Below are 15,104 nucleotides of genomic sequence, written 5' to 3' on the forward strand. Positions count from 1 at the left end.
CTGCCTCCGGTGACACGTGACATACAATCGAGAGATAAAGATGGATGCACAAGTCGTTGCAAACGTCCAACAGCACCGTTTCGAGCTGCCGATCGCCGGTGATATGTTTGCGGCGGCCTGTTATCGGCTCGAGGGCGGGAAGGTTGCGCTGATACACACCGAAGTCCCGTCGGAATTTTCCGGACAAGGGATCGCGTCGCAATTGGCCCAAGGAACCTTCGAACTGCTCCGCAAGACCGGCCGTAAAGCGATCTTGAAATGTCCCTTCATGAGCCGCTTTTTCGCCAAGCACCCGGACTATGCAGATGTCGTCGGCGGCTAGTCATGGGCACGAATGTTGAGGGTTTCCCAAGGATCCATCCAAATGCCTGACGAGTATGATTTGCAGAGATTCGTCAGCGCACAGGATCCGGTCTACGACGACGCGCTGGCCATTCTACCTCGAGGGATGATGTGCACTCCCTACATGGAGTTCATCTTCCCAAGGTTGGCCACAAGGCGAAGTGGTACAGCGCCTGAGCCATATGCAATCACATCGCTCGACGAAGCCAGCGCCTATCTCTCGTTTCCGATCCTCGGAGGCCGTTATCGGGAATGCGTTGGCACCCTGCAACGGCTCTCCGGCCTAAGCGCTCGCGCTGTCTTCGGTGACGTTGATGCGAAGAAGTTGCACGCGTCCCTCACGCTGTTTTCCGAAGCAAGCAACGACGAGTTCCTGCTCGAGACAATCTTCGACGTCTGGTTCGACGGTTTGCTCGATGAGGAAACGATGAACGATCTCTACTTGATATCGTAGTGGTCTGCCTGCGCCACCCGGCGTAAAGCTGTCGCGGCGCTGAGGTCACCATCCGCTGCCTTATCCCTCACACGCTGCCATCTGGCAGAGGCATGAGCTCGTGCTCTCCCGGCACGCCGGGGAAGCGGCGTTCGCGCCAATCCGCCTTTGCCTGCTCGATCCGTTCGGCTGAAGAGGAGACGAAGTTCCAAAAGATATGACGTGGCTCGGCCAGGGGCTCACCTCCTATCAGCATCAGTCTCGCCGCATGGAAGGCAGGCGCCTGGAGCACAATCTCAGCGCCGGGCGCCAGAGCTACTAATTCGGCCTCATGAAACGTACCGAACTGGCCGACAATTCCAACCTCACCGGCGACGATGTAGATCGCACGCTCACGGTGTTCGGGTTTCACCTGGTAGCGCGCACCGCTCGTGAGCACAATTTCGGCATAGACCATGTCGGAGAACGTCCTTACCGGCGAGACCAACCGGTCGGACGCGCCGGCGATCAACGTAAACTCGACGCCGTCGGCACAGATCCTCGGTATTTCGGGAGCGCCAAAATGTGCGACGTCGGCGGCAATTTCTTCATAGCGGGAGGGGAGGGCGATCCAAGCCTGAGCGCCGAAGAGATTGCTTGCCGACGCCCGGACTTCCGGTGGCGTGCGCTCGGAATGGACGATGCCCGACCCGGCCGTCATCCAGTTGACCTCGCCAGGACGGATGGTCTGCACTTTTCCCAAATTGTCGCGATGGACGATCTCGCCATCGATCAGGTAGGTCACGGCCGCAACGCCGATATGCGGATGCGGTCCCATATCGAAACCGTGACCTGCGTCGAATATAGCGGGGCCGAAATGGTCGAACAGGATGAAGGGCCCGATCATCAGGCGATCCGAGGACGGCAATACGCGCCTTATCTTCAGTCCGTCCGCAAAATCACGGATAGCTGGCTGGATGAGTGTATCGATGCCTGTGATACCGCTTTGGCGGATGGTCATGGATCTCTGTCCTTCTGCATGCCTTGTCAGCCAGGTGCTCGAACGCGCTTGAACGAAGCGGCTCGAAAGACTGTCTGAATGGCTTTGAGGAGCGCGAATTTGGAGCTCGCGTGGTGCTGTCCGGCGATGCCGCTTTCATTAAAAGCCGACACCCTCATCGACAGGATCGCGGCAAGATCTTCGGCCATTTCGGGCCTGTCGTGCAGCAGCGGCGCAAAGCTTTCCTGGTCTATGTCGTAAACCGTGACAGGGGTCATTGCCCGCAAACTCGACATCTCGCCAATACCGGCGAGCAAGCCGGTCTCGCCGAAGAAATCGCCAGGTGCAAGCCGGGAGATCTCCTGCAGTTGATCATCGTCCTCGCCAATTTGCCGGACGATGACGCCCGTCCGAACGATCATGAGCGACGGCAGCATCTCTCCCTGTCGTGCGATGATTTCGCCCTTATGGTAGGTGCGAACCGAGGCCGCTTTGGCGAGCGAACCCTGCTCGGTATCCGTTAGCGCCGAGAATACCGGTATGGAATTGATGAGTTCGATCGGGGTGAAGCCTTGGGAGGCCGCCGTCTCGTGGCCCGGCCGGTTGGTCATGGCAATCGAGCCTGAAAATGGCTCCGCCAGCAGCATGCCGGTCGACTTTGAATGGCGATAAATGAGATCGAAGATTTCGTTCCGAGCGGCACTTCGCTGGTCGATACTTGCGACGCGAAAAAACAACTCGATCTCGATAGCTGTGGCATCCAGGCTTCTGATGGTGACCGAAGGCGAAGGGTCCTGGAGGATCGAATTGCAGCTCAGTAAGACAGTGCGCATGAGGTCTACGATGATCGCCGGCGTCTTCGTTGGCGCCACCTTGACGGTTACGGCAAGTCCATGGCTCTCGTCCGGACCGCTTAGATTTGTTACCCCGATCTTGGCGAGAAGGCTGTTTGGCAGCGCCACGACATTGTGTGTCGGGGTCAGAAGTTGGGTCGACCGCCAATTGGTCTCGATAACGCGGCCTTCGGTTCCGTCGCCCAGAATGATCCAGTTTCCAAGCACGTAAGGGCGGCCGAGGTTAAGCGCGATCGCCGAAAATACGTCACCAAGCGTATTCTGGAGCGCCAGTCCCAGGATGACGGCAAACACGCCCGACGTGGCAATGAGCGTTCCGACCGGCACTGCAAAGACAAACGCCAGGATCGACAGGAACATTCCAGCGTAGACGACACCGACCACGACGTCCTGCAGGAGACGTGCCTCGCGCGGCTTTCGCTCGAAGACGAGATAGATACGGACAAATCCGATCAGCGCCCAGGCAAGGTGAACCCACCAGAGCAGCTTGACCGAGCCGATGAGGATCGCTCCTCCGGTTGTCTCGTTGTCCCCTGCGGCCTCGTACGGCACGACGCGCAGGTGGAGAACCATGGCCGACATCGCGACGAAAAAGGCGAGTTGGACGACCAGCTTCGCATTGGCGAAGCGTCTGGGGATGAGAGACCAAACGACGATCCCGGCGAGGCCGAGCAACACGATGTAGACCAGAGGAGAGTTCCACCAGTTCATGAACGATCACCGCGATGCCCGGTTCAACGTTTGGTCTCCGGCCCGGCGATCGGGCCTCTGGCGCTGGCCTTGTCTTTTTCGAGAACTGCTTCGGTGATCGAATTCGGCAGCCGTCGCGGCTTTTCGATCAGCCCGAGCACCGGCATGGCGATGATGAAGAACGCAAAATAGTAAAGCGTCGCCAGTTGGGACATGACGACGTATGCGCCTTCCGCCGGCCGGGAGCCGAGCCAGCCGAGAAAGAGGGCATTGGCAACGAACAGCCAGAAGAGCACCCTGTACCAGGGCCGATAGACCGCCGAGCGCACCTTCGAGGTGTCGAGCCACGGCACCAGGAACAGCACGGCGATCGAGCCGAACATCGCGAGCACGCCGCCGAGCTTGGAATCGATCGGCCCGATATTGAAGGTGATGGCCCGCAGGATCGCATAAAACGGCAGGAAGTACCATTCCGGCACGATGTGGGCCGGCGTCTTCAGCGGATTGGCGATGCTGTTGTTGTCGGGATGGCCGAGGTAGTTCGGCAGGTAGAAGACGAAATAGGCGAAGAAGAACAGGAACACGAGGATGCCGAAGGCATCTTTGACGGTGGCATAGGGCGTGAAGTCCACGACATCGGTTTTCGATTTGACCTCGATGCCGGTCGGATTGTTCTGGCCGACGACGTGAAGCGCCCAGATATGCAAGGTCACCACGCCCACAAGCACAAATGGCAGCAGGTAATGCAGCGCAAAGAAGCGGTTCAGCGTCGGATTATCGACCGCGAAGCCGCCGAGCAAAAGCTGCTGGAGCCAGTCGCCGATCAGTGGGATGGCGGTGAAAAAGCTGGTGATGACAGTAGCGCCCCAGAACGACATCTGTCCCCAAGGCAGCACGTAGCCCATGAAGGCCGTCGCCATCATCAGCAGGAGGTTGGTGCAACCGAGCACCCACAGCAGCTCACGCGGCGCCTTGTACGAACCATAGTAGAGCCCGCGGCAGATGTGGAGGTAGACGGCAATGAAGAAGAACGACGCGCCGTTGGAATGGAGATAGCGCAGCAGCCAGCCCGAATTCACGTCGCGCATGATCTGCTCGACCGAGTTGAAGGCCAGCCCCGTATCAGGGGCGTAATGCATCGCCAGCACGATGCCGGTCAGGATCTGTGAAACCAGCATGATCGTGAGAATGCCGCCGAACGTATAGGCATAGTTCAGGTTGCGCGGGACGGGATAGACGATGAAGCTGTCATAGACCAGCCGCGGCAGCGGCAGGCGGGCGTCGAACCAACGTTCGATTCTGGTTTTGGGCGTATAGGTCGAGTGTTTGCCGCCGCTCATCGAAATGCCCCCTGCCTCAGCCGATACGGATCTTGGTGTCGGAAACGAATTGGAACACCGGTACCGCCATGTTCTCGGGTGCCGGCCCCTTCCGGACGCGGCCGGCAGTGTCGTATTGCGAACCATGGCAGGGGCAGAACCAGCCGTCGAAATCGCCTCCCTGACCATGCGGGATGCAGCCAAGATGGGTGCAGACCTGGATCATCACCACCCAGGCTTCCTTGCCCGGCATAGTTCGATTGGCGTCGGTTGCCGGCGCATCGGCCGGCAGGTTGGCGTTGCGGGCAATTGGATCCTTGAGCTCGGCGAGACTGACTGCCTGGCCGTCCTTCCTCTCTTTTTCGGTGCGGTTGCGCACGACAACCGGCTTGCCGTGCCAGTCGACGATCAGCGACGTTCCCGGCGTCAGCGAGGAGACGTCGACCTCGATCGCGGCGGGCGCCTCGACGCGCAATGTGTGCTCGGCTGTGGAGGTTTCGGAAAGGTCGGCCATGATGGCGACTCCTATTGTCGGAAGCTGCGTCATCGCGTTGGTGGCAATCGAGCAAAAGTCAGACCACGGCTTTCGCGTTTCCAGTCTGCTCGTGCCGCGCGGAATATGCCGGCCGTGGCCGGGTGTGAGCCATCGTGCCAACGGCACGTGCGTCCAATACTTTCGTTTAGGATTTCCTGAGCGAAGGACTGGCCGGGCCGGCGATGATGCCATTATGGAAGGTTCTGGATTCCTCCAGATAACCGTTGGCCGCTGAGCTGGCATACGTCCCGGCATTGCGCACGGCGATCCCGAACTTCAGTCCGACCATACCTCGGCATAGGCACGTCTAGCTGTCGGTGTCGTAGTCGTCGTCTCCGCCAAGTGCGAGTTTCTGGAGCGGTTGTCTCGCGTGGCGCGGGGCAGGTTTTCCGCTCGGCGACGACCAGTTGCGGGATTCAATCGGGTTCAGAAAAGGGAAAAGCGGTGAAACTCTACTACAGCCCTCTCGCCTGCAGCCTGGCGGACCACATCGCTCTGGAAGAGGCCGGTGTTTCCTTCGAGCGCGAAAGTGTGAACCTCAAGACCAAACGGACAGGCTCCGGGGATGATTTCACTACCGTCACGCGCAAGGGCTATGTTCCAGCCCTCGTGCTGGATAGCGGCGAAACGCTGACGGAAAATATCGCCGTCCTCGACTGGATTGCGTCGCAATACCCGCCACTGGCAGTGGCGGGGCCGTTGGGCCGTACCCGCCTTCTCGAAGCGCTGACCTACATCTCAACTGAAATACACCGAAGCTTCAAGCCGATGTGGCACCAAAGCAGCGATGCCGAAAAGGCCAGGGCGAGCGCGACGATTACGAGCCAACTCGAGTTCGTCGCTGACGGGCTCGAGACCGACTATCTGTTCGGCGACAAGCCGAGCGTCGCGGATTTTTATCTTTTCGTGATGCTGCTTTGGGCGGCCCGCTTCCAAGTCCCTGTTCCCGCGCCTTTGCAAGCCCTTCGCGTCCGAATGGCTGCCCGACCGGCCGTGCGCATCGCAATGGATCGTGAGGGCCTCGTCTGAAGCTGAGGGCGACTTCGAGCATAAGACCAGATGCAACATGTCCTCTCGCCCAAACAGAAGATCAGGAGTCATTCTCATGCTGCCGTTCCTGCGGATGCTACATCTACATCCAGCCGCTTCCAAGCGCGGGGACGGCCTAGGTCTCGAATTTCTGAGGAGGGAAATCGAGGAAACGCTTGACCTGACCGGCATTCAATCAGAGTTCGCCGCACTGCCTCCTGGCCGAGTGTTACAGTGGTTGGTCCGCCGCCCGCAGTCACCATCGAAATAGGCAACATTTCCTGTCGGCCGATGAGGCGGGCGGTCCGGTCGTTCCTGCTTGTTGGTCATTACAGAGGCTTCATCATGAATGCGAGTAAGGCTCCCGACACGGTCGATCATCGCCGCCGGCGCATTGTTGGTGCTGCAGCAATGACGTTCGCCGCCACCGAACTCGGCTTGAGCGAGCCGGCGGCCACTTGGACGGTCGAGGCGAGGGCATCTGCTACGCAAGCCACGCAGAAATCATTCGGCTCGCTCGGGCAGGTCAATGCCGGAAATCTGAGCGTCGGATATGCGGAGCTGGGGCCCGCCGAAGGTGCCCCAGTGATCCTGCTTCATGGCTGGCCTTATGACATTCACACCTACGCCGATGTCGCTCCCCTGCTTGCCGCAAAGGGGTACCGCGTGATTGTGCCCTACCTGCGCGGCTACGGCACTACGCGCTTCCTGTCGGACGAGACGATGCGCAACGGCCAGCAGTCGGCGCTCGCCGCGGATACGATCGCCCTGATGGATGCGCTGGGGATCGAAAAGGCCACGATCGCCGGCTGCGACTGGGGCGCTCGAACGGCCAATGTCGTTGCCGCGCTCTGGCCTGAGCGTTGCAAGGCGATCGTCTCGGTGAGCGGCTATCTCATCGGAAATCAGCAGGTCGGCATGGTGCCGCTGGCACCGGAGGCGGAGCTTCAATGGTGGTATCAGTATTACTTCGCCACGGATCGCGGCCGCGCCGGCTACGAGAAATACACGCGCGATTTCGCCAAACTCATCTGGCAACTCGCTTCGCCGCAGTGGAATTTCGATGATGACATCTTCCAGCGCAGCGCCGCAGCACTGGACAACCCGGATCACGTCAGCATCGTCATTCACAATTACCGTTGGAGGCTCGGCCTGGCACAGGGCGAGCCGGAATATGACGTTCTGGAAAACCGGCTGGCCGAAGCTCCCGTGATCACAGTGCCGACCATTACCCTTGAGGGCGATGCCAATGGCGCACCCCATCCCGACAGCAGTTCCTACGCCAAGAAATTCTCGGGCAGATACACGCACCGGATCATCACCGGCGGTATCGGCCACAACTTGCCTCAAGAAGCCCCGCAAGCCTTTGCCCAGGCTGTCATCGACGTCGGCGAATACTGATCAAAATCCATGACGTGCCCCCGACCGCAAGGAATAAAACGGGAAGAGTCCTGGTTCTCGGCACAGCCTCCGGTCCGCTTAGGCGAGAACAGCTCTCCCGCCGACCCAGACCGACGCGATGTTGGCCCTGGAAGCGGAGTAGACGATCTTCTGAAGGATGCCGTCGCCGTCGTCGAGTTCGTCCCACAGGTGAATTGTGCCTCTGGGCGCGGCGGTGTCGACCAGGATCGCATCGAAATGGTAGCCAGGCGAGAATCGCCCCACAGGCAAGCCGAGTGCCGCGCCACCGCCTGCCGTCGCCAGGTGGAAGGACTCGCGAAAGTCGACGCGTGCTGTTCCGGCCGTGCCGCGCGTCTCGGCCGCTAGCGCCGGGTCGGTGCCGGTTTCCAGCATGCGCGACGACATGACCGTCGCGCGCATCGCATCGAACATCGAGGCGCTCGGTCCCCCGGAAATGTCGGTGCCGAGCCCGACCTTGACACCCTTCTCGAGGGCCGCCCTCAACGGGAACACGGCGCCTGCGAAGTAGGCGTTGGAGACGGCGCAGTGCGCCACGGCCGCCTTGCGCACGCGGATCGTCTCCATGTCGGCAAGCGTAATGAAATTGGCGTGCGCGAGCACGCTGCCGGCGCGCAGCAGGCCAAAGCGATCAAGGCTAGACGTGTCGCTGATCCCGTGGCGCTGCAGCACGTAGCCATGCGCCCAGTCGCTCTCCGAGCAATGCGTCTGCACATGGCAGCCGCATTCCTGCGCAAGCGTGCCGAGCCCTTTGAGGGCGGCGTCGGTACAGGAGGGGATGAAGCGCGGCGTAATGACCGGCTTTACCCGTCCCGTGGCATTGTCCGGATGCCCATGCACGTAGTCGATCAGAGCGCGCGTGCCATCGATGGCCGCGTCCGCCGAGGTATCGCGATAATAGGCCGGGCACTCGTCGGGATTGTCCATCGCCACTTTACCGACCAGCGCACGTTGCCCACGTTCGAGGCAAATGTCGACGAGCAGCCTTGTCGCGTCCTGGTGGATGGTTGCGAAATAGAGCGCTGTGGTCGTGCCGTTAGCGATCAGGTCGTCGACCAGCAGGCCGTAGCTGCGCCGCGCGAAGGCGAGATCGGCGTAGCGCGCCTCCAGGGGAAACGTGTGTTTGTGGAGCCAGGCCTCGAGCGGCACGTCCAGCGCTCTGCCGAGCTGCGGATATTGCGGCGCGTGCACGTGAAGATCGACGAAGCCGGGCAGCAGATAACTCTGCGCCGGCAAGGTCGCCAGCGAACCGGTCCGGCGCGCGGCCTCCAGCGCCTCGTCATAGCCGGCATCATGCGGATGCAGCACCGAGGCGATGATGCCTGATTGATCGATTGCGATCAGGGCATGGAGCAACTCTTCCACGAGCCCGCGCTCCGGCGCGTGAAAGCCGCTGGCCAGAAGCGTCTTGCCGCTCAGGTCGCTCACCTGTCCTCCGCCGAAGAACAGCTACGCACTGCCGTCGCGAAGCGCCAGAGCGTGATTGCCCGTCCGTCGATGCCGATGACAATATCGGAAGGGCTGCCGCTCATGCGGCTTGCGCCGTCGTGCCGTAGGTGATGCCCTTCTCCTTCAGCCAGCGGCGATAGGCGATCGACGAGCCGTCGGCCCGCGTCGGGATTTCCGCGCGCGGCTCGAGCGGCAAAAGAAGTGGCCGCTGGTTCTCCAGGATGATGCGGTCCTGCAGGAAGATGAGCTGCTGGAACTGCACAAGTTCGGTCGTGGTCGATACGTCGTCGATCAGGAACATGACGGGGTGCGCGCGGCAGCGGTCCGGATCGAGGGGCTGCATGAACAGACAGATCACGTCCCACCGGGTAGCCGAGTTGGGGCAGGTCTTGTAGAGCATCACCGCGAAAGGATTGGCGACCCGGTACATGTATTGGGTCATGATGCCGCCGGTCGCCGAGAGTGCTGCCTGCGGCTGGAAGAATTCGCAGTTGGTCGCCCACACCTCATCCACGTCGCGGCGGATTTCGGTTGTGTAATGCCGCACTTCCGTGTGCGGCTCGGCGCCCAATATGTCGGTATGGACGAAGGGGAAATGCGCCATGTCGAGGAAATTCTCGACGATGCGCAGGCCGGACGCCTTTACCGCGATCGCTCCGCAAACGACAGGCCGGCGATCGTCCTCATAGGCCTCCGGGATCGACAGCACATCGCCGGCCGGCATGCCGAGCGTGATCCATAGATAGCCGTAGCGTTCCTTGGCCGGGACTTGGCTGCCGTCGCCGGCACGCGACACATTGACCGGGCCTGCCGTATCGCGGGCTACCAACAGATCGACGCCCAGAAGCCGGTTCGGCATCGTGCCGACCGGAATCTCGTTCAGCGCGTCAATGCAATACCATTGGTCGAGGGCCGCCTGCTCCGCAGCTCGCTTAATCGTCATTGTTGCGTCCTTCCTGTGCTATCTCACTGCCGATAGATGCGGTCCATCACGGCCCGGTGGTCGGCCATCGCCGCCTCGACATCGAAAGAGGCGAAGTCGCCTCTCGCGATAATCTGCCGGCCGTTGATGTAGGAATAGTCGACCTTGAAGGGTCCGCAAAGCACCAGCGCGGCGAGCGGGTCGCGCTCGGTGCCGGAAAGGCCGAGTTGGCTGCGTTTGACCGCGATGAAGTCGGCGCACATGCCGGGCGCGAGATGGCCGATGTCATTGCGGCCGAGCAGGGCAGCGCCACCGCGCGTCGCCATTTCGAGGGCCTCGCGCGCGGACAGCGCCGTCGGCGTGCCGCCGAAACCGCCGCGGCCGCCGGGCTTTTCGGAGAGGTAGTGGTGCGGCGCGACACGCTGAAGCATCAGCGCCAGCCGCGCTTCCATGAACAGGTTCGACGTGTCGTTCGAGGCCGAGCCGTCGACGCCAAGGCCGACCTTCACGCCCTTGTCGAGCATCTCGCGGATTTTCGCGATGCCCTGGCCGCAGCGCATGTTAGCCGACGGGCAATGGGCGACCCCGGTGCCGGTTTCGGCGAAGCGGTCGATCTCGTCGCTGGTCATGAAAATCGAGTGGGCGAACCAGACGTCGTCACCGAGCCAGCCGACGGATTCGGCGAACTCGACCGGCCGTTTGCCATAGATTTCGAGGCAGTACTTCTCCTCGAAAAGCTCTTCGGCAAGGTGCGAATGCAGGTTCACGCCCTTGTGGCTGCGCGCCAGCGATGCCGCATCGCGCATCAACTCCGGAGTCACCGAGAAAGGCGAGCAAGGAGCCAGGATGATTCGGCTCATTGAATGCCGCGACGCGTCGTGATAGCCGCCGATCAGCCGTTCGGCATCCTTCAGGATATCCTCTTCCTTTTCGACGCAGCGATCCGGCGGCAAGCCGCCCTGGCTTTCGCCGCGCGACATGGCTCCACGCGCAGCGTGGAAACGCAGACCGATATCGCGGGCCGCACCGATCGTCGCGTCGAGCGTGCAGTTGTTGGGCAAGATGTAGAGGTGATCGGAGCTGGTCGTGCAGCCCGAATGGATAAGCTCGGCCATCGCTACGCGCGCCGAGACACCTATCGCATCGTCGTCGAGCTCGGCCCAGATCGGATAGAGCGTCTTCAGCCAGACAAGCAGTTCGTCGTTCTGAGCCATCACACGGGTGAGGTTCTGGTACATATGATGATGCGTGTTCACCATGCCCGGCATGACGACATGGCCCGATAGGTCGAGCACCTCGTCGGCACTGGAGGCACTGAGTTCCGCGGTGGTGCCGACCGCTTCGATGACGTTGTCGTCGATCATCAAGGCGCCGTCGGAAATCTCGCGGCGCGTATCATCGAAGGTGGCGAGCAGATCGATGTTCTTGACAAGCAGGCGGGGCATGACGGTCTCAACGCATGTCGCGGAAATAGGGTTCGCCGAGAGCAGCCGGCGCGGCCATTACCCGGCGCATGCGCTGCCAGGCAAGCACCGGCACGATGATCAGGGCGATCGTGCCGAGATAGGGCAGCATCGACAGGATCGGCGCCGCGATCGGCCAGTTGCGTGCTTGGCCGACGAAGCCGAGCGAGGTGATGAGACCGAACAGCAGAGCGGCCAGCACGGCGTTGAGGGGCCGGTAGCCTGCGAAGATGACGAGAGAGACGGCAATCCAGCCGCGGCCGGCCACGACGCCTTCCGACCAGGAGGGAACGAAGGCAAGCGTGAGGTAAGCGCCGGCGCCGGCCGCCAGCGCCGAGCCCGCGGCGACATACCAGAAGCGGATGCTTAGCACCGAAATGCCGGCGGCGTCGGCTGCCGCGGGGTTTTCGCCCACCGCGCGCATGTTCAGCCCGTGGCGCGTGCGGAACATGATGTAGTGCAGCACAACCGGCAGGACGATGTAGATCAGGTAGACAAGGATGTTCTGCGTGAAGATCGCGCGACCGAGCAGCGGGATGTCGCTAAGATAGGGAATAGCGATCGGCGCGAAGGTCGCCGGCGCCGGCATGCCGGAATAGGCGCGACCGATCGTTGCGGCCATGCCGGTGCCCATCAGCGTCAGCGCCAGGCCGCACAACACCTGGTTCGCTTTAATGACGACGGTGCCAAGAGCGAAGACGCAGCCAATGAGGAAACCGACGGCAAGCGCAAGGACGAAGCCGAGCATAGGGTGCGGCGTGGCGACGACGACCGCGATGCCAGTGATTGCACCGAGCGCCATAAGCCCTTCGACGCCAAGATTGACGACGCCGGCGCGCTCGGAGAGCGTCTCGCCCAGCGCCGCCAGCGCCAGCACGCCGCCGGCGAGAATGGAGGTCTGGATCAGTCCGGCGATCATGTCCATGGGTGTTTCCTCAGCTCGCGACCGGTTCGGTCCGCGTGATGCGGTAGTGAGCGAGTTCGTTGCCGATCGCCGTGAAGAACAGGATCAGTCCGGTGATGGCGAGCACGGCCGAGACGGTGATGCCTTGCGTCTGCAGGATGATGCCCGAATTCAGGATGACGCCCATCAAAGCCGCGCCTGCGAGCACGCCAAGTGAGGAACCGCGCGCCAGCACCGCGACCATGATGCCGAGATAGCCGAAATTGTTGGAAATGCCGCCCTGCAGGCGATGCACCGTGCCAGCTACTTCCAGCATACCGGCGATGCCGGCGATCGCTCCCGACATCAGCAGGACGACGATCAGGCGGCGGCGGAACGGCATGCCCGCATAAAGCGCCGCGCTCGGGTTCGACCCAGCGACCCGCACCTCGTAACCCCAGCGCGTGTAGTTGAGCAGTCCTGCGATGACAAAGGTGAGCAGGATCGCCAGCGGGAAACCGTAGTGCACGATACCCCAGAATTCAGGCACGTCATGCGGCAGACGTGCAGTGGTCGCGAGCGCATGGCCGCTCGGGTCGAGCCATGGTCCGGTGGCGACGTAGTAGACCATCAGCGTCGCCACGAAATTCAGAAGCAGGGTGGTGATGAGTTCGCTGACATCGGCGTAGGCGCGCGCCAGCGTCGGCACCAGTATCCAGAGCAGCCCGCCGAGCGCGCCAGCGATGAACATAACAGGCAGGATCAGCCAGGTCGGGCCGGGAATGAACAGCGCGACTGCCGTGGCGCTGAAGGCGCCGGCATAGAATTGGCCCTCCGCGCCGATGTTCCAGGCGCCGATTCTCAGCGCTACCCAGACCGACAGGCCGGTCAGGATCAGGGGAGTGACCAGAAGTCCGACATCTTCCAGCCCGAAGCTCGAGCCAAAAGTCGAGTTGAGCACCTCCCAGGCGAGTTCGACGGGAGCATTGCCGCGAGCGGCCAGAACCAGGCCGGCGACCCCCAATGCCAGCACGATCGCCAGGGCACGTGCCGCAAAGGCAACGGAGGGCTGCGCGGATGGAACGCGCTGGAGCTTGATCGCCAAGGTCAGTGCTTCCCGGCAGCGGCCTGGGCGCCAGCACTGGACCGCATCTGCCCGCCCATCATCAGGCCGATTTCCTCGATGTCGGTGGAGGCAGTCTCCACCGCGCCCATGATCCTGCCATGGAACATTACGGCGATGCGATCCGACAGGTTGAACAGCTCTTCCAGCTCCTCGGAAATGAAGAGCACACCGACGCCGGCATCGCGCAATTCGACGAGATAGTGCATCATCGTGTTGATCGCGCCGACATCGAGGCCACGGCTCGGATAGGCGGCGATCAGAACCTTGCTTGCGATGCGCATCTCGCGGCGTGCGACGAGGCGCTGCTGATTACCGCCGGAAAGGTTGCGCATGGGCATGCCGAAATTGGGCACCGCAACGGATGCCGCTTCGGCGATCGTGCGCGCAAGAGCAGCCGCTAGGCGCGGTCGGAACGCGAAGCCCTTTGAAACAGGCGCCGACGCATATTCGCGGATTATGGCGTTGTCGGTGATTGAAAGCGCCGGCGCCAGACCGCTGTGCAGCCGGTCTTCGGGAATGTGGCCGACGCCGAACTTCGCGTAATCGACCGCGCCGGCGGTCGTGACGCCCTTTCCGCCGAGCAGTATCTGGCCCGAGTGGATCGGCCGCAAGCCGGTGACGACCTGGGTCAGCTCCTTCTGGCCGTTGCCGGCCACACCGGCGATGCCGAGAATCTCGCCGGCATGGATGTCGAGCGAAACCTCGTCGAGAAGGATGCCGCCCACGTCGTCACGCGCGACGACGGATTTGAGGCTGAGCACCGGCTCGGCGGAGATGCCGGCCGCGCCTGGCTGCCTGGCACGCAGATTGCTGAGCACGATCTCACGGCCAACCATCAGGCGCGCCAGCATCTTCTCGCCGCAGTCCGCGGTATTTTCGGTGGCCACCTTGCGGCCGCCGCGCAGCACGGTGATGCGGTCTGATATTTCCAGGACCTCGTCGAGCTTGTGGCTGATGAAGATCACCGCATTGCCCCGGGACACGAACTGCTTGAGCGCCTTGAAGAGCTCGCGCGCTTCCGCCGGAGTAAGCACTGCAGTCGGCTCGTCGAGGATCAGAACACGGGCATTGCGCGCGAGCACGCGTAGGATTTCCACGCGCTGCTGCTCGCCGGTCGAAAGATCGGCGACGCGCGCGGATGGCCGTACCGCGAGGTTCAGCTTCTCGGCCAGTGCGGCAGTCCGCGCCTCGAGCACCGACGAGCCAATACGCTTGGGCGTTTCGGACCAGCCGAGATGAATATTCTCGGCGACCGTGAAGGCGGTCACCAGCTTGAAATGCTGGTGGACCATGCCAATACCGGCGGAGATCGCATCGACTGGAGATGCGAAATGCTTGGCATAGCCGTCGACGACGATCTCACCGGCATCCGGCTGATAGATGCCGGTGAGGATGTTCATCAAGGTCGATTTGCCGGCGCCATTCTCGCCGAGCAAGGCGTGGATCTCCCCCGGCATCACGTCCAGGTCGACGTCCTGGTTGGCAACGACGCCGGGGAAATATTTGCTGATGCTCTTGAGCAGCACGAGCGGCGGTGCGCCGGAGCCAGGCTCGTAACGTCCCGGGGAGGTGGACGGCACCTCCATGCCGCCGTAGCGGTGCTCGCTCGAAGCATGATGAACTGGAACAAAATCATTCATCCCGCTTAGCTCTTTGCCTTC

14 protein-coding genes are annotated in these 15,104 nt (G+C 62.0%); 4 read left to right on the forward strand and 10 right to left on the reverse strand.

All coding sequences use genetic code 11. The features are described from left to right. Window positions 1-40: 40 nt before the first annotated feature. A complete protein-coding gene (locus tag NKH67_RS09970; protein ID WP_353030696.1) occupies window positions 41-322 on the forward strand; it encodes a GNAT family N-acetyltransferase in 282 nt (93 codons plus the stop codon). 42 nt (window positions 323-364) lie between these two features. Further along, complete coding sequence (locus NKH67_RS09975) at window positions 365-796, forward strand: DUF1810 domain-containing protein (RefSeq protein WP_352470605.1); 432 nt, start codon at window positions 365-367, stop codon at window positions 794-796. Window positions 797-863: 67 nt separating this feature from the next. On the opposite strand, the gene NKH67_RS09980 is transcribed toward NKH67_RS09975, so the two are convergent. From NKH67_RS09980 to petA, 4 genes are read right to left on the reverse strand one after another with little or no spacing between them, the layout of a single operon-like run. Then, the gene (locus NKH67_RS09980; RefSeq protein ID WP_352470604.1) at window positions 864-1,775 is read right to left on the reverse strand and encodes a pirin family protein; all 912 of its coding nucleotides are present in this window, start codon (window positions 1,773-1,775) and stop codon (window positions 864-866) included. 26 nt (window positions 1,776-1,801) lie between these two features. Then, complete coding sequence (locus NKH67_RS09985; protein ID WP_352470603.1) at window positions 1,802-3,319, reverse strand: mechanosensitive ion channel family protein; 1,518 nt, start codon at window positions 3,317-3,319, stop codon at window positions 1,802-1,804. A gap of 23 nt (window positions 3,320-3,342) precedes the next feature. Continuing rightward, on the reverse strand, window positions 3,343-4,638 hold the full coding sequence (locus NKH67_RS09990; RefSeq protein ID WP_352470602.1) for a cytochrome b: 1,296 nt from the start codon (window positions 4,636-4,638) through the stop codon (window positions 3,343-3,345). A 16-nt stretch (window positions 4,639-4,654) separates the two neighbouring features. Continuing rightward, window positions 4,655-5,236: a ubiquinol-cytochrome c reductase iron-sulfur subunit gene (gene petA / locus NKH67_RS09995; RefSeq protein ID WP_502893738.1), complete on the reverse strand. Its 582-nt coding sequence runs from the start codon at window positions 5,234-5,236 to the stop codon at window positions 4,655-4,657. A 360-nt stretch (window positions 5,237-5,596) separates the two neighbouring features. Here petA and NKH67_RS10000 point away from each other — a divergent pair, with 360 nt between their 5' ends. Then, window positions 5,597-6,181, forward strand: coding sequence for a glutathione binding-like protein (locus tag NKH67_RS10000; protein ID WP_352470601.1), 585 nt, complete (start codon window positions 5,597-5,599; stop codon window positions 6,179-6,181). A 345-nt stretch (window positions 6,182-6,526) separates the two neighbouring features. Then, a complete protein-coding gene (locus tag NKH67_RS10005) occupies window positions 6,527-7,582 on the forward strand; it encodes an alpha/beta fold hydrolase (RefSeq protein WP_352449826.1) in 1,056 nt (351 codons plus the stop codon). Between the two features lie 78 nt (window positions 7,583-7,660). Here the strand turns inward: NKH67_RS10005 and guaD are convergent, their stop codons facing one another. From guaD to NKH67_RS10035, 6 genes are all read right to left on the reverse strand, one after another. Next, window positions 7,661-9,028 (reverse strand): guanine deaminase, encoded by a 1,368-nt coding sequence (gene guaD / locus NKH67_RS10010; RefSeq protein WP_352470600.1) that lies wholly within the window; start codon window positions 9,026-9,028, stop codon window positions 7,661-7,663. A gap of 100 nt (window positions 9,029-9,128) precedes the next feature. Beyond that, the gene (locus NKH67_RS10015; RefSeq protein WP_352540085.1) at window positions 9,129-9,992 is read right to left on the reverse strand and encodes an aromatic ring-hydroxylating dioxygenase subunit alpha; all 864 of its coding nucleotides are present in this window, start codon (window positions 9,990-9,992) and stop codon (window positions 9,129-9,131) included. 23 nt (window positions 9,993-10,015) lie between these two features. Further along, window positions 10,016-11,416 carry an 8-oxoguanine deaminase gene (locus NKH67_RS10020; RefSeq protein ID WP_352470598.1) on the reverse strand — a complete coding sequence of 467 codons (1,401 nt, stop codon included), beginning with the start codon at window positions 11,414-11,416 and terminating at the stop codon, window positions 10,016-10,018. Between the two features lie 7 nt (window positions 11,417-11,423). Next, window positions 11,424-12,359 (reverse strand): ABC transporter permease, encoded by a 936-nt coding sequence (locus NKH67_RS10025; RefSeq protein ID WP_352470597.1) that lies wholly within the window; start codon window positions 12,357-12,359, stop codon window positions 11,424-11,426. Between the two features lie 10 nt (window positions 12,360-12,369). Continuing rightward, the gene (locus tag NKH67_RS10030; RefSeq protein WP_502893731.1) at window positions 12,370-13,422 is read right to left on the reverse strand and encodes an ABC transporter permease; all 1,053 of its coding nucleotides are present in this window, start codon (window positions 13,420-13,422) and stop codon (window positions 12,370-12,372) included. 2 nt (window positions 13,423-13,424) lie between these two features. Next, window positions 13,425-15,029, reverse strand: a complete 1,605-nt coding sequence (locus NKH67_RS10035) for an ABC transporter ATP-binding protein (protein ID WP_352470700.1) — start codon at window positions 15,027-15,029, stop codon at window positions 13,425-13,427. Window positions 15,030-15,104: the final 75 nt, after the last annotated feature.

Origin of the sequence: Mesorhizobium sp. M0968 (assembly GCF_040319065.1) — a bacterium.
Classification (GTDB): Bacteria; Pseudomonadota; Alphaproteobacteria; order Rhizobiales; family Rhizobiaceae; genus Mesorhizobium.

Excerpts from the sequence above, each read along its gene's own strand:
- NKH67_RS09975 (WP_352470605.1), top strand. The coding sequence starts at position 365 with ATGCCTGACGAGTATGATTTGCAGAGATTCGTCAGCGCACAGGATCCG.
- NKH67_RS09985 (WP_352470603.1), bottom strand. The coding sequence starts at position 3,319 with ATGAACTGGTGGAACTCTCCTCTGGTCTACATCGTGTTGCTCGGCCTC.
- NKH67_RS10015 (WP_352540085.1), bottom strand. The coding sequence starts at position 9,992 with ATGACGATTAAGCGAGCTGCGGAGCAGGCGGCCCTCGACCAATGGTAT.
- NKH67_RS09990 (WP_352470602.1), bottom strand. The coding sequence starts at position 4,638 with ATGAGCGGCGGCAAACACTCGACCTATACGCCCAAAACCAGAATCGAA.
- NKH67_RS09980 (WP_352470604.1), bottom strand. The coding sequence starts at position 1,775 with ATGACCATCCGCCAAAGCGGTATCACAGGCATCGATACACTCATCCAG.
- NKH67_RS10025 (WP_352470597.1), bottom strand. The coding sequence starts at position 12,359 with ATGGACATGATCGCCGGACTGATCCAGACCTCCATTCTCGCCGGCGGC.
- NKH67_RS09970 (WP_353030696.1), top strand. The coding sequence starts at position 41 with ATGGATGCACAAGTCGTTGCAAACGTCCAACAGCACCGTTTCGAGCTG.
- NKH67_RS10005 (WP_352449826.1), top strand. The coding sequence starts at position 6,527 with ATGAATGCGAGTAAGGCTCCCGACACGGTCGATCATCGCCGCCGGCGC.
- NKH67_RS10020 (WP_352470598.1), bottom strand. The coding sequence starts at position 11,416 with ATGCCCCGCCTGCTTGTCAAGAACATCGATCTGCTCGCCACCTTCGAT.
- NKH67_RS10035 (WP_352470700.1), bottom strand. The coding sequence starts at position 15,029 with ATGGAGGTGCCGTCCACCTCCCCGGGACGTTACGAGCCTGGCTCCGGC.